Raw genomic sequence first — 14,666 nt, forward strand, 5'->3', positions numbered from 1 at the left:
ATGCAAAGTTCCAAACGTATTCTAGTTGCTCCATTAAATTGGGGGTTGGGGCATGCCACTAGGTGCATCCCTATCATAAAAGCTCTTATGAAGGAAGGTCACCAGCCTTTTATTGCTTCGGATGGGGTTGCTCTTTCGTTGCTTCAAAAAGAGTTCCCGGAATTACCTTCCTTTGAGTTGCCGTCGTACAAAATCACCTATGCGGAAAAAGGAAAGAATTTTAAAATCAAAATGATTTGGGATTCTCCAAAAGTGATTAAAGCTATCGCCAAGGAAAAAAAAGCAGTTAAAAAACTGGTAAAGGAAAACCATTTGGATGGCATCATTTCCGACAATAGACTTGGGGTCCATCACAAAAAAGTACCCTGTGTTTTTATCACCCATCAACTAAACGTACTTTCCGGAAATACCACTTGGATGAGCTCCAAAGTGCATCAAAAAGTCATTAAAAAATTTAGGGCCTGTTGGGTTCCAGATGTGCAGGGTAAGCCCAATCTCACTGGCAAACTTGGGCATCTTAAAAAATCCAAGCTCAATATTGTTTATTTAGGCCCCTTGAGCCGGTTTGAAAAACAAGAAGAGCCCATTTTATACAATCTTATGGTGCTACTCTCAGGACCAGAGCCCCAGCGTACATTCTTGGAGGAACAGTTGTTGGACGAACTTCTGGATTTTGATGGAAACATCCTTTTTGTGAAAGGGAAGATTGAGAGGGAGCAAACCCAAGAGGAAATTGAAAGAGAAAAGGGTTCCCTAACCCTCTACAATTTTATGCAGTCACATCAACTCCAAGAAGCGCTCAACCAAAGCGAAAAAATACTCTGCAGGTCGGGATACACTACGGTTATGGATTTGGCCAAGTTGGAAAAGAAGGCATTTTTTATTCCCACCCCTGGTCAGTACGAACAGGAATATTTGGCAAAACGATTGGAAAAAAAGTGTCTAGTTCCGTGCTCCAATCAAGATGAGTTTGAACTCAACCAACTTAATAGAATTGACGAATTTAAAGGACTGACCAAATTTGAATCCCAGATAGATTATGCAGAACTTTTTGAGGTTTTTTCCAATGTAAAAGAGAACTCTGAACCCACATCCTCCTCACTTTCCACATAGATTTTTTCATCGTGAGCTTCGATAATGTGCTTTACAATGGACAATCCTAAACCGGAACCGCCCTCTTTGCGACTTCCACTTTGGTCAACGCGATAAAATCGTTCGAACAATCTTGGAATATGTTGTTTTGGGATTCCCTCCCCATTATCGGTTACACGGATGATTACTTTGTTCTTGATCAGGTTTTCAACGCTCACCTCGGTAGTTCCATTGGAATGGCCATACTTAATGGAATTTACTAAAAGATTACTTACTACTTGCTGAATTTTTTCCCTATCTGCGTTGACATAGATTGGCCGATTGTACTCCATATCGAACGTAAGTGCAATGCCCTTTTTTGAGGCCTTCATTTCCAAAAGATCAAAAACATTTTGGATCAGCTCAATGATATCAAAGTCTTCGCGTTCCAGTTTAAGTCCACCTACCTCCAGCTTAGTGATCAAATCCAGGTCCCGGACGATATAAATGAGTCTTTCCACTCCTTTGTTCGCCCTGTTCAAGTACTTTTCTCTTATTTTTTTGTCGTTCATGGCCCCATCAAGCAGGGTCAGGATATATCCTTGTACAGTAAACAGAGGTGTTTTTAACTCGTGGGAAACATTTCCCAAAAAGTCCTTTCTATATTCCTCCCGAATTTTAAGGGTATCAATTTCTATTTTCTTGTCCTCGGCAAATTTTCCAATCTCCTGAGTGAGGGTTTTCATGTCCGTAGTAACAGGTTTGGAGGAAAAAGAGGATGATTCCAATAGGGAAACGTCGTCGTAGATTTTTTTAACCCTCCTGTAGATAAAGCGTTCCACCCGTATTTGGAGAATGGTAAAACAAACCAAAAAGCAGAGAAGGGAAAACAGCAAGGCTGGAATCCAAAAACTTTGCTCTTGATGCATCAAAAAAGCAGCAAAGAGTATAGTAAGAAAACATGTGATCAGCAGGGATGACCTTAAGGCAAATTTATAGGACTTCCTTAATTGTATGGCCATTACAAGACAAACTTATACCCTACGCCCTTAACGGTTTTAAAATGGTGGTCTCCTATTTTTTCGCGTAGTTTTCTAATGTGGACATCAATGGTTCTTCCTCCAACAACAACTTCATTTCCCCAAACTTTGTCCAATATAACCTCCCTTTTAAATACTTTACTCGGCTTGGAGGTCAATAGGGAAAGTAGTTCAAACTCTTTTCGGGGAAGAATGATTTCCTCACCATCGTTTACAATTTTATATTCTTCCCTATTGATAATGATGTTACCCACCTTTACAATATCCTCCACTTCGGTCTTTTCCTCCTTCAATCTTCTCAACAAGGCCTTTACCTTGCTCACCAACACCTTGGGCTTAATGGGTTTGGTGATGTAGTCATCGGCTCCCGCATCAAAACCGGCCACCTGGGAATAGTCTTCGCCCCTAGCGGTCAAAAAAGTAATAATGGTATTTTCCAACCCTGGGGTATTGCGAATCACCTCGCAAGCTTCAATTCCATCCATTTCAGGCATCATCACGTCTAAAATGATGAGATGTGGGTTCTTTTTCTTGGCTTTGGCAACACCCTCTACCCCGTTTTTTGCAGTAAAAACCTCGTAGCCTTCCGAGGATAGATTATAACTGACAATTTCCAGAATATCGGGCTCATCGTCCACCAACAAAATCTTAATGTCCTTCGTTTTCATGGGATGGTAATTTATACGTTGATCGCCCAAATGTAAATATAATACTATAACGCCATTAATGCTTAACATTCATTTAATGTGATAACATTATTGTAACAGTTCTTAAATAAACACTTAACACGCGGGTAACATCGCTTTTACAGCACGAGTCTTTCTTTGCGCCATCTAGATTAAATACCTAATGAAATATATTTTATTGACTTTTACACTGTTTGTAGGATTGCAAACAAGTGCACAGACAACCACGGGAAGCATCGTGGGTAAGCTTATCGACAAAGAATTAAACGATGAACCTTTGGCTTTTGCCAACGTACTGATAAAGGGTACGACACAAGGCACAACATCCGACTTTGATGGACTTTATGAAATCTCTGGAATTGAACCTGGGACTTACACGGTTGTATTCAGCTATTTGGGTTATGAAACCATTGAAATTCCTAACGTGGAAGTGGTTGCGGACAAGGTAACTAATATTGATGTTCCCATGAGTGCGTCAGCCGGATTGGCTTTGGATGAAGTTGTTGTAACAACCGTGGCAAGAAAAGATTCCCAAACCGCTCTTCTTCTAGATCAGAGGAGAGCAGTAACGGTTGTTGAAAGTATTGGGGCACAGGAACTCGGCGATTTGGGTATTTCTGATGCAAAAACCGCAACGACCAAAATCTCCGGTGTAACGGAAAGTGAAGCTTCTGGGGATATTTTTGTAAGAGGATTAGGTGACAGATATCTTTCAACAACATTAAACGGTCTGCCAATCCCTTCTGATAACGTAGATAGAAAAAACATCAACCTAGGTTTATTTCCTACCAGAGTTATCCAAAATATAAGTATTAGCAAAACCTATTCGGCCAAAACCTCGGCCGATCAAGCCTCAGGTAACATAGATATAGCTTCAAGGGAACTGGTTGGCAGCTCTGAGTTGAGCATCGGTGTTTCGGGTGGTTTGAATACCTCAGTATATCAAGATGGAGTCAATGACAATTTTTTGGTTTCCCCGAATTTGGATGATGAAACCACTTTTGGATTTTATAAGTCGGATAGAACGCTGGTCCAACAATTGACCGAACAATCGTGGGATCCTGCCACTAGAGAAAATCCATTGAATTATGGGATGAATCTAACTTTTGGAAAAAAGCTCTTTGACAATAAGCTTTCGTTCATTCTAACCGGATCGCACAATGAGAGCTTTAGACATAATGAAGGTGTCTATCAGATTTTGGAGTACGGTTTTGTTCAGGTTGGCGCATCGGATTATACAACATATGAATCTGAAATCACGAATACGGCCCTACTCGATTTAACCTATTATATCAACGATAAGAACAAAATAAAATCGACTACCACTTTCCTCAATACGTTAAAGGATGAGGTTGTGGAGTTTGGTAGAAATGGGGAGGCTCAAGTTAGTGATGATACCGATGCTTTTGGCAGTTTTGGAATTCCATTGGAATTTGTAAAAGACCAAAACACAAAACAAACCAGTCTATTGGTTACCCAACTTTTGGGTGAGCACCAGCTTTCCGACAACAATCAATTGACTTGGGCAGGGGGTTATAATTTGCTCAATGCCGATGAACCTAACCGAATCAGAAACCAAGTATTCTTTGACGCCTCACCAGAAACCTCGGTAGCATTAAACTCTCAAGGTGGTTTTAATCAAAGAAAAGCTGCACAATTGATTGAGGATATCGAATACAATGGTTATATAAACGATGTAATCAGTGTTATTAACGAAGAAAACGCCGAGGGGGGTTCTAACAAAAAGTTTGATATCGAATTAGGCGTTTTTTACCGAAACAAAGAGCGTGATTTCAGCTCTGAATTTGTAGGGGTAACCGAATCCAACAGCGTGGACAGGTTTAGCACAAGAACCAATAGCCTGGATAATTTGAACGGTATACTAAATACCCAAAATTTTGCCAATGGTTCTTTACAAGTTGTTCGGTTAAGCTCAAATGCCAACGGGGAAACAAAAGACATTTATACTGGGGAATATACTTCGCAGGCCGCATATGCCAATTTCAATGTACAACTTGACAAACTTGGGGTAAACGCAGGATTGAGATTCCAAAAAGACGAGATATTTGTCAGCTATGATGTAGGTGGCAGTGGTACAAGGATTGTTGGAGATACTGAACAAGATTATTCAAAGGTTTATCCAAGTTTAAACTTAAAATATGCCATTAACGACAAGCATGCCTTAAGATTTGCAGCAAGTAGAACCATTACATTACCAGAATTTAAAGAAATAGCTCCCTTCAGGTATGTTGCCCCATCTGGTCAAGAAGTTACTGGTAATGCAGATAACCTTACGGCATCTTTCACCAATAATTTTGACCTTAAATGGGAATTCTTCCCTACAAACGATCAGTTGATTTCCCTGGCGGTTTTCTACAAGGATATCACCGACCCTATCAACAGAACCGTACAGCGTGGGGGTGAAAGCATTTGGACTTATGAAAATACAGGTGAAAAAGCTGAAGTTTACGGGATTGAGTTGGAGAGCAAAATTAGCCTAATCAAGCCCACCTATGACGAAGTAAATGACATCGATTCAGGTTTTGATTTAAGCCTAGTTTTCAATACTACACTCATGCACCATGAACAAGATTTGAAACTTGTTCTAACCGACGATGGGGCAAGTGCAACCGACTTCTTCAGATTTGGAACCAATACTTCAACTGGTCTGCAAGGAGCTTCTGACTTCATTGTCAACACCAACTTGAATCTTAAAACCGCTGGCGAAAATCCTTTTGGAGCATCGCTTAACGCCAATTACGCTTCTGACAAAATTTTTGTTTTGGGTAGTGCCGAAGGGTTTAACATTTATGATTATTCCTATAACGACAACATTGTTGAAAATGGGTTTGTAGTGCTAAACGGTAGGTTAAGCAAAGACCTTGGCGAGCACTGGCAACTTTCCTTAACGGGACAAAACCTATTGAATCCTGAAATCAAGCGAACCCAAGGTGTTTTGGACAACCGAAATGAAATTCGGGATTTTTCAACTGACATCAATGAACGTTTGGGGGCCAATGCTCCACAAAGAATTATCCGTACCGAAACGGTAAGATCTTATAAACTAGGCAGTACGGTAAGTCTAGGTGTGACCTATAATTTTTAATTGAATATTCAACTGGTAACAATAACAATTTAAACTTTTAAACCTTCAATTATGAAAACGAAAATCTTTAAATTTTCAATCACCTTCGTTGCTGCATTCGCACTTGCAATTACTGGGTGTAGCAGTGATGATAACGGTGACGGTCCATCTTGTACAAATGGAATCCAGGATGGCACTGAAACAGGTGTGGACTGTGGTGGAGCCTGCGCGGACACATGTACGGCGGAGCCAACTTGTTCAGATGGTGTTCAAAACGGTGATGAGACCGGAGTTGATTGCGGTGGTTCGTGTCCAAATGCTTGTACGTCATCTATAAATTTGACTTCTCTTAGCCCAATTACTGAAGACTTAACCCTTGATGCTAACGAAACCTACATACTTGATGGTGCAGTTAGTGTTGAAAATGGTGCAAAATTAACGATTCCTGCTGGTACCACTATTACAGCCTCAGCTGCTTCCGGTGACGAAACCAGTACGTATATCGTTATTCAAAAAGGCGCTTCTATTGATATCTTAGGTACTTCTTCCAATCCTGTTGTAATGACATCCGATAGTGAAACTCCAGGGGACTGGGGTGGTTTGGTAATCCTTGGTGATGCAACTACGACCAAAGGTACAGATGCAAAGGCAGAAGTTGGCGAGTTCCTATATGGTGGCTCCAATGATACTGATAATTCTGGTACCATTAACTACTTGATTATCAATTATGCTGGTGCACAAATCAATCCGGAATCCCAGTACAACGGTCTTACACTATATGCCGTTGGGTCTGGAACTTCCATCAGCAATGTTGCTTTGTTGAACGGTACTGATGACGGTGTTGAATTCTTTGGAGGAACTGTTTCCGCTTCCAACTTCTACATGGAAAACAACCAAGACGATGCTATTGATTGGACTGAAGGTTGGAACGGAACCTTGACCAATGCTTACGTTCTGCATACCGAAGCTGGCTTCTCTACGGCCGTAGAAGCGGATGGTGATAATGGAAATCCAACTTTGACCAACCTAACGGTTTTATCTACTCAAGGAGGTACAGCTCTTCAGTTCAAAAAAGAATCTGGTGCAACCATCACTGGTCTTTCCATATCAGGTTACGAAACTATCCTTGATTTTAGGGATGGTGGTGCTGTTTCCAATGTACAAATTGAAGGTGAAGATTCCGATCCAAATGAACTCTATGCCAACCTAGCAACTGTTGATTTCAACATGTTCTCTTGGGCGACTGGAGAAGACATCACTACTTCTGCAAACCTTCAAGGTAGTGTTACTTCCGATTTAACCTTGAACGCCTCTACCGCCTATACCTTGCAAGGCACTTTGAGTGTTGAAGCTGGTGTTAAGTTGACTATCCCTGCAGGTACAACCATTACCGCTGACGTTCAGGCGGCAGGTGCGACCAGTACTTTCATTGTTGTGCAGAAAGGAGCAATGATCGAAATTCAAGGAACGGCTGCCAATCCTGTTGTAATGACCTCTAGTGGAGAAACTGCTGGTGATTGGGGTGGATTGGTCATCGCTGGTGATGCCACAACAACCAAAGGTACCGATGCCACTGCTGAAGTCGGTAACATTATTTACGGTGGTTCCAATGACACCGATAACTCTGGTTCCATTGATTATTTGATCATCAACTACGCTGGTGCACAGATCAACTCTGAATCACAGTACAATGGTCTTACACTTTATGCAGTAGGTTCCGGAACTACTATCTCCAACGTTGCTGTTTTAAATGGAGCAGACGATGGTGTTGAATTCTTTGGAGGTACAGTTTCGGCATCCAACTTCTACTTGGAAAACAACCAGGATGACGCTATAGATTGGACAGAAGGCTGGAACGGTACCTTAACAGATGCGTATGTTCTACATACTGAAGCTGGTTTCTCTACTGCTGTTGAGGCGGATGGCGATAACAACATGCCTACTTTGGAAAACTTGACCTGTGTTTCCAGTCAAGGCGGTACTGCGTTACAGTTCAAAAAAGAATCTGGTGCTGCAATCACCGGTCTTTCTTTGAGTGGATACGCAACCAACGTTGACTTTAGAGATGGCGGTGCCACTACAAATGTTACTGTTGATGGCGCAACCATCGATGTGAATGCTGCTTATGATGATCCAGCAACCGTTGATGTAACCATGTTTGATTGGGCCACTGGAAACTAATTCCATATCATAAATTGTTTATTAAAAGCCCTCTTTACGAGGGCTTTTTTTGCACTTCATCGAAAAGTGTGGGTTTTTTCCTTAGGCTTTTCCCTATGGGTAGCCAAATTATTTATATTTGTGGCATAGCCTTTGTAACCAATACTTTATGAAGCACCTTTACCTCGTCTTATTCTTTTTTGTCTGTACCGTTGGATTCTCCCAGAGTTCCCAAGCAGGTGGAGATATAGACGGGTTTAAGCTTTATCCCAATCCGGTTCCACATGGCAAGGTCTTTATAGAGACTACCAAAAATGCCCCCAAGAAAATCCTAATTTTCGATGTTTTGGGCACCCAAGTCCTTCAAACTACCATTTTAGGAAGGGAACTCAACCTTTCAAACTTGGACAAAGGTGTATATATCCTTCGGGTTTTTGAGCACAACAAAGTGGCCACCAGAAAGCTGATCATCAAGTAATTAGTGCATTTCATCGATGTTTTCTGTTAGCCAACATCAGATTTAGGGCCTTTACCTACACAATTCTTTGTTTCACAACATTTTATAGTCCTCCTAGAAGCTATTTTCTACTTTTACAATGCTTATACCCAAATCAGCATTTATGAAGAAAATCTACTTTGTACTCATTATGGCTTTACCCCTATTCACATTTGGTCAGGAATTGGTCAGTGTAAACACTGAGCAAGTGCAAGAGCTAAAAGGCTTTAAAATGTACCCTAATCCGGTATATGGCGATGAGGTATACCTTACCACAGCAACCAACGGAAGCAAACAAATAAAAATCTATGATGTATTTGGGGAAGTGGTTCTCACCGATAGGATTTCCACCAACACCCTAAACGTATCACGACTAGTACCTGGTGTATATGTACTCCAAGTAACAGAAGACAAAAAGACCATGACCCGAAAACTGGTTATTAAATAAATTCCAATACAGCCCTTCAAATGAAGGGCTTTTTTTTGGGTATTTTTATGCCCAAATGATCAGCACCTATTCCCAACGTTTATTTTCCATCACCTCAGAAGCTCAGTTTCAGCAACTGACCTTAGAGGCATTTCGTTTTCAATACCATAACAATGCTATCTACCAAACCTATTGCAACCATTTGGGAAAGCATCCAAATCAAGTAGCCAAAAGCCAGGACATTCCTTTTTTGCCCATTCAGTTTTTTAAGTCCCATACCATATTGTCCTCCACCAATTTACCCCAAACCATTTTCGAAAGCAGCGGTACCACCCAAAGCAGTACCAGCAAACACTATGTCACGGACCTAGAATTGTACAGACAAAGTTTCTTCAATGGTTTTAAAGAATTTTACGGAAATATTGAGGATTACTGCATTCTAGCACTACTGCCATCCTATTTGGAGCGAGAAGGCTCTTCCTTGGTTTATATGGTTGACGAACTGGTAAAACGGTCCAAACATGCTGATAGTGGTTTTTACCTTTATGACCTGGAAACCTTAAAGCAAAAACTACTTCAACTCGAATCAAATCAGAATAAAACATTACTTATCGGTGTGTCCTTTGCCCTTTTGGATTTGGCGGAAAAGTTTCCCATAAAATTGAAACATACCTCTGTAATGGAAACAGGGGGAATGAAGGGAAGGCGAAAGGAGCTTATCCGAGAAGAATTGCACGACATATTAAAAAACGCCTTTGGCATTTCTCACATCCACTCTGAATATGGGATGACCGAACTCTTATCCCAGGGCTACTCCAAAGGAAATGGAATCTTTAACACACCGAAATGGATGAAAGTGCTAACACGGGATACGGAAGACCCGCTTTCACCACAACCCAATGGCAAGACCGGTGGCATTAATGTAATCGATTTGGCCAATATTAATTCATGTTGTTTTATAGCCACTCAGGATTTGGGGAAAACCTATAAAGATGGATCTTTTGAAGTTTTGGGTAGGTTTGACCATTCGGACGTTAGGGGATGCAACCTCATGGCGCTGTAAAATGGGATTAATCCACCAATCTATATTCCAGACCAGGTCCGTCACAGGCATTCCATGAACCAAAAAGCACCTGGTTACGAAGCGATAAAATCTCCTTCCCGTTTCCCAAGCAACTAGCAATCAGCTCTTCACCAGTTAGATAGGTAAGTTCGAAATACACTTGTTGCCCTTCTTGGATTAAAATATGGGTTCCCGTGGCTTGAGTAATTACTCCATCTCTTTGTCTGGATTTAAAAAAACTCCCATCCGGGTTGATCAGATAGTATTCTTGCCACGACATTTCATCACCGGTGGTCTCTGAATTGATGAGGCTCCCCGTCATGCGCACCAATTCCCACCTTTCAATTCCACCCTCAAGTGGGATATATTCCTCAACATCGGAGTTTGAGTTACAGGAAAAAAGCACGAAGAAGGACAATATAATAACAATGGTTCTCATGGATAAGGACTTATATCCAATAAGAGTCTATGATCACTTTTTGGTTGCGCCCCTTTAAAGTAGTATCTACGCAACTACCAACACAAAATAGTTTTTCTTTCCCCGCTGAAGCAATACAAACTTGTTATTGATCAAATCCGTTTCCGAAATCAAATAGTCTTCCTTTACTTTCTGTTTGTTCACGGAAATGGAGTTTTGCTTCAACTCCCTCCGTGCCTCCCCGTTAGAGCCCAAAAATCCCGTTTTGGCAGCTAGGGCTCCGATCATGTCCAAGCCAGGATTCAGTTCTCCCTTGGAGATTTGCGCTTGAGGCACCCCATCAAATACATCCAAAAACGTATTTTCATCCAAGGCTTTTAGATCTTCTGAGGTGGATTTTCCAAAAAGGATATTGCTGGCCTTAATGGCATTTTCCAAATCCTCCTTGGAATGTACCATAGTTGTAATTTCTTCGGCCAGTTTCTTTTGCAAGCCCCTTAAATGGGGTTCTTGCTGATGTTGTTCCACAAGTTCACCAATTTCCTCCTGGTTCAGAAACGTAAAAATCTTGATGTATTTTTCGGCATCCTCATCCGAAGTGTTCAACCAGTACTGATAAAATCGGTAAGGTGAAGTTCTTTTGGCATCCAACCAAACGTTTCCACCTTCGGTCTTTCCAAATTTGGTGCCATCCGCCTTTGTAATCAGCGGACAGGTCAACGCAAAACCTTTTCCTCCTCCAATTCGTCTAATCAACTCTGTTCCCGTGGTAATGTTCCCCCACTGATCACTGCCTCCCATCTGGAGGGTACAATTATGGTTTTGATAGAGGTAAAGAAAATCATAGCCTTGAACCAATTGATAGGTGAATTCCGTAAAGGACATCCCTTCCTTGGCATCCGATGAAAGTCGTTTCTTTACCGAATCCTTGGCCATCATATAGTTTACCGTAATATGCTTCCCAACATCCCGGATGAAGTCCAAGAATGAAAAGTTTTTCATCCAATCGTAATTGTTCACAAGAACCGCTGCATTGGGCCTATCACTTTCAAAATCCAAGAAACGGGCCAACTGGGCCTTAAGTGCCTCCTCATTGTGCCGTAATGTTGCCTCGTCCAATAGGTTCCGCTCAGCAGATTTGCCGGAAGGATCCCCGATCATCCCAGTAGCACCGCCGACCAAAGCAAATGGTTTGTGCCCTGCCAACTGAAAATGGCGTAACATCATAACGCTCACCAAATGGCCAATATGTAACGAGTCCGCCGTGGGGTCTATGCCCACATATGCAGCTTGCATTTCTTCCATAAGGTGTTTCTCTGCCCCGGGCATGATATCATGTACCATACCTCGCCATTGCAATTCCTGCACAAAGTTCTTTTCCATTACTTTCACTTAGAATAGCTGCAAATATAAAATGAAGATCTTACTTCCCTGAATAAATCCAAAGCAAATAGGTATTTTTACGAAATGATTTTGGTTACCGGAGGTACTGGATTGATTGGTTCCCATTTGCTGTTTCAACTGGCCAAAAGTGGAAATACTATAAGGGCCATCTATCGAAGTGAGAAGTCCCTTAAAAAAGTTACCAAAGTCTTTGGATACTACACTGAAAACCCGACTCAACTGCTTGAACGAATTTCCTGGGTACAGGGTGATATTACAGACATAGCTTCCATGGAAGCGGCATTCGATGGAGCCCACTACGTCTACCACTGTGCGGCTTTGATTTCTTTTGATCCAAGACAGTTGGATGATTTGATCAAAACCAACACTGAGGGTACCGCCAACATTGTCAATCTGTGTGTTGCCCACCAAGTGAAAAAGTTGTGCTATGTAAGCTCCATAGCGGCAATAGGAAAAGCGACAAAAGGGAAGATATCCACTGAAAACAATGAATGGACAGACACCAATGTTTCCGTTTATGGCCTTACCAAACACGATGCCGAGCTGGAGGTTTGGAGGGGCTCACTGGAGGGCTTGCCCGTAGTGGTAGTAAACCCAGGCGTTGTTTTTGGGCCCGGATTCTGGAGATCTGGAAGCGGTTCTTTTTTCACCTATGCCAATAAGGGCAAAAAGTCTTTTCTCCCTGGGGGCACTGGATTTGTATCTGTAAATGATGTTACCAAGGCCATGATAACTCTCATGGAATCAGATATTGACCGTGAGCGGTTTATCTTGGTGAGTGAGAATCTCAGCTATGGTGAGGTCTTAAAACGGATTGCAAAAAAATTGAAAGTCCAAGAACCTATAAAACAAGCTCCTTTTTGGGCACTGGAACTTTTTTGGAGATGGGATGGATTTCGTAGCAAAGTTCTTGGAAAGCGGCGAAGACTCACCAAAAATATGGTCAAAGGCTTCCGCCAACAAGAAACCTACAGTTCGGAGAAAATAAGGACAATGCTGGATTTTGAGTTTGACAACCTACAGGACATTTTGACTTTTTGTTGCGAAAAATTTAAAAATTAATCTTCCTTGGCTTCTCTCAGGGTTTTAATGGAATCCTTTCTTCGTTTTCCTGCCTCCCTTACACTATCATTCCTTTTCTTGGTTCGCCCTTCCATAGCTTTCTTTCGTTTCTCCAACCGGGCATCAATCTCCTCATATATGGCCTGATATTCCAAAGGGATGGAGGCGTAATACAAATCGCTTTGGGCAAGACGGGCACTATCTATCTGATATTTTTGGTAAAGAAATTCCATAATGGTCAACTCCTTATGCTCCAAGATCGGCTTGATGTTGTTTTGGGCTGATTTCAGCAGCGCCAAGTCGTGTAGGATGTTCACCATTTCCTCTTTTGGAATCAGGTTTTCGGGTTTTTCAATGACCTCCTCTCCACAGGAAAGAAAAAGCAATGCCAAAATGAAGGTTACAGTGCGTTTCATTTTTACCTATTAAAAGTCAATCGCTTTGCCCTTCGCTCAGCGGCAAACCCGCCCTGGTCATAAGCCAAAAGGCCATTCACAAAGGTTCGCATAATTTGAGTATCAAAAGTAACACCTTCAAAGGGTGACCAACCGCATTTATAGAAAATATTGGCTTTTTTAACCTCGTTTTTGGAATTTGGGTCAACCTGGACCAAATCAGCAAAATAGCCTTCACGGATATAGCCCCTTCGGTCAATGTCGAATAATTTAGCTGGATTGTGGCACATTTTTTCCACCACTTTGGTCAACTCTATTTTCCCTTCCTTTTCCTTCTGTAGCATAGCCTGGAGCGCATGTTGTACCAATGGGCCTCCAGAAGGTGCTTTGGTGTACGGATTGTCTTTCTCTTCCAGGGTATGCGGCGCATGGTCCGTGGCCACTACATCAATGCGATCGTCTAAAAGTGCTTCCCATAATTTTTCGCGGTCTGTCTTTGTTTTTACGGCCGGATTCCACTTGATCAAAGTACCTTTTTTGTCATAATCCTCATCTGAATACCATAGATGGTGAATACAAACCTCCGAGGTTATTTTCTTTTCTTCAAGTGGTATGGCATTGGTGAACAAATCAGTTTCAATCCCAGTGGATAAATGGAAAACATGCAAGCGGGCTCCCGTTTTTTTAGCTAATGCAATGGCCTTGGAAGAGGAGAGATAGCAAGCTTCCGCACTTCTGATTATGGGATGGTACTTTATGGGTATGTCATCTCCAAACTGCTCCTTGTACTTTGCGGTATTTGCTCGTATGGTCCCCTCATCCTCGCAATGGGTGGAAATGACCAATTCCGTATTCCGAAAAATCTTTTCGAGCACCATTTCGTCATCTACCAACATGTTTCCTGTGGATGATCCCAGAAACAGTTTAACTCCTGAGCAGGCATTCTTATCCAATCGTTTCAGCTCTTCCAAGTTATCGTTGGTCCCTCCAAATAGAAAGGAGTAGTTGGCAAAAGACCCCTGTGCGGCCGTGGCAAACTTTTCTTCAAGTTTGGCTATGGTGGTGGTCTGCGGATTGGTGTTGGGTTGCTCCATAAAAGTTGTTATTCCGCCTGCTATAGCTGCCCTGCTCTCTGAGGCAATGGTGCCTTTATGGGTCAATCCTGGTTCCCTGAAATGAACTTGGTCATCAATAACCCCTGGAAGCAACAAATCTCCTTTGAGATCGATAACCGTCGCCTCCGAATGGGAAATATCCCGATCTATTCGGGAAATGTGCTCTCCTTCCAGCAGTACATCGGTTTCAAAAACCCTTCCTTCATTTACAACTTTGGTATTCTTTAGTATTGTTCTGGACACT

Annotated in this window: 13 protein-coding genes; 7 read left to right on the plus strand and 6 right to left on the minus strand. The window is 41.9% G+C overall.

What is annotated here, in order from left to right; all coding sequences use genetic code 11:
- Positions 1 to 1,113 carry a glycosyltransferase gene (locus BUC10_RS07400; RefSeq protein WP_073177926.1) on the plus strand — a complete coding sequence of 371 codons (1,113 nt, stop codon included), beginning with the start codon at positions 1 to 3 and terminating at the stop codon, positions 1,111 to 1,113.
- Here the strand turns inward: BUC10_RS07400 and BUC10_RS07405 are convergent.
- Together BUC10_RS07405 and BUC10_RS07410 are read right to left on the minus strand one after the other, a co-directional pair.
- The gene (locus BUC10_RS07405; RefSeq protein ID WP_073177928.1) at positions 1,038 to 2,093 is read right to left on the minus strand and encodes a sensor histidine kinase; all 1,056 of its coding nucleotides are present in this window, start codon (positions 2,091 to 2,093) and stop codon (positions 1,038 to 1,040) included. The genes BUC10_RS07400 and BUC10_RS07405 overlap by 76 nt on opposite strands.
- Positions 2,093 to 2,779, minus strand: coding sequence for a response regulator transcription factor (locus tag BUC10_RS07410; protein ID WP_073177931.1), 687 nt, complete (start codon positions 2,777 to 2,779; stop codon positions 2,093 to 2,095). Before BUC10_RS07410 ends, BUC10_RS07405 begins: the two co-directional genes overlap by 1 nt.
- A 181-nt stretch (positions 2,780 to 2,960) precedes the next feature.
- Here BUC10_RS07410 and BUC10_RS07415 point away from each other — a divergent pair, with 181 nt between their 5' ends.
- From BUC10_RS07415 to BUC10_RS07435, 5 genes are all read left to right on the plus strand, one after another.
- Positions 2,961 to 5,903 carry a TonB-dependent receptor gene (locus tag BUC10_RS07415; RefSeq protein ID WP_073177933.1) on the plus strand — a complete coding sequence of 981 codons (2,943 nt, stop codon included), beginning with the start codon at positions 2,961 to 2,963 and terminating at the stop codon, positions 5,901 to 5,903.
- Positions 5,904 to 5,954: 51 nt separating this feature from the next.
- On the plus strand, positions 5,955 to 8,063 hold the full coding sequence (locus BUC10_RS07420; RefSeq protein WP_073177935.1) for a hypothetical protein: 2,109 nt from the start codon (positions 5,955 to 5,957) through the stop codon (positions 8,061 to 8,063).
- Positions 8,064 to 8,211: 148 nt separating this feature from the next.
- Complete coding sequence (locus BUC10_RS07425; protein ID WP_073177937.1) at positions 8,212 to 8,520, plus strand: T9SS type A sorting domain-containing protein; 309 nt, start codon at positions 8,212 to 8,214, stop codon at positions 8,518 to 8,520.
- Positions 8,521 to 8,662: 142 nt separating this feature from the next.
- Positions 8,663 to 8,986: a T9SS type A sorting domain-containing protein gene (locus tag BUC10_RS07430; protein ID WP_073177939.1), complete on the plus strand. Its 324-nt coding sequence runs from the start codon at positions 8,663 to 8,665 to the stop codon at positions 8,984 to 8,986.
- Between the two features lie 55 nt (positions 8,987 to 9,041).
- Positions 9,042 to 10,028 carry a LuxE/PaaK family acyltransferase gene (locus tag BUC10_RS07435; protein WP_073177941.1) on the plus strand — a complete coding sequence of 329 codons (987 nt, stop codon included), beginning with the start codon at positions 9,042 to 9,044 and terminating at the stop codon, positions 10,026 to 10,028.
- A gap of 7 nt (positions 10,029 to 10,035) precedes the next feature.
- Here the strand turns inward: BUC10_RS07435 and BUC10_RS07440 are convergent, their stop codons facing one another.
- A complete protein-coding gene (locus tag BUC10_RS07440) occupies positions 10,036 to 10,467 on the minus strand; it encodes a hypothetical protein (protein WP_073177943.1) in 432 nt (143 codons plus the stop codon).
- Between the two features lie 66 nt (positions 10,468 to 10,533).
- On the minus strand, positions 10,534 to 11,829 hold the full coding sequence (gene tyrS, locus BUC10_RS07445) for a tyrosine--tRNA ligase (protein WP_073177946.1): 1,296 nt from the start codon (positions 11,827 to 11,829) through the stop codon (positions 10,534 to 10,536).
- Positions 11,830 to 11,913: 84 nt separating this feature from the next.
- Here tyrS and BUC10_RS07450 point away from each other — a divergent pair, with 84 nt between their 5' ends.
- Positions 11,914 to 12,912, plus strand: a complete 999-nt coding sequence (locus tag BUC10_RS07450) for an NAD-dependent epimerase/dehydratase family protein (protein ID WP_073177948.1) — start codon at positions 11,914 to 11,916, stop codon at positions 12,910 to 12,912.
- Here BUC10_RS07450 and BUC10_RS07455 read toward each other — a convergent pair.
- Together BUC10_RS07455 and BUC10_RS07460 are read right to left on the minus strand one after the other, a co-directional pair.
- Positions 12,909 to 13,328, minus strand: coding sequence for a DUF4296 domain-containing protein (locus BUC10_RS07455; RefSeq protein WP_073177950.1), 420 nt, complete (start codon positions 13,326 to 13,328; stop codon positions 12,909 to 12,911). The genes BUC10_RS07450 and BUC10_RS07455 overlap by 4 nt on opposite strands.
- A gap of 2 nt (positions 13,329 to 13,330) precedes the next feature.
- Positions 13,331 to 14,665: a dihydroorotase gene (locus tag BUC10_RS07460; RefSeq protein ID WP_073177952.1), complete on the minus strand. Its 1,335-nt coding sequence runs from the start codon at positions 14,663 to 14,665 to the stop codon at positions 13,331 to 13,333.
- Position 14,666: the final 1 nt, after the last annotated feature.

This window comes from Flagellimonas flava, assembly GCF_900129665.1.
GTDB lineage: Bacteria > Bacteroidota > Bacteroidia > Flavobacteriales > Flavobacteriaceae > Flagellimonas > Flagellimonas flava.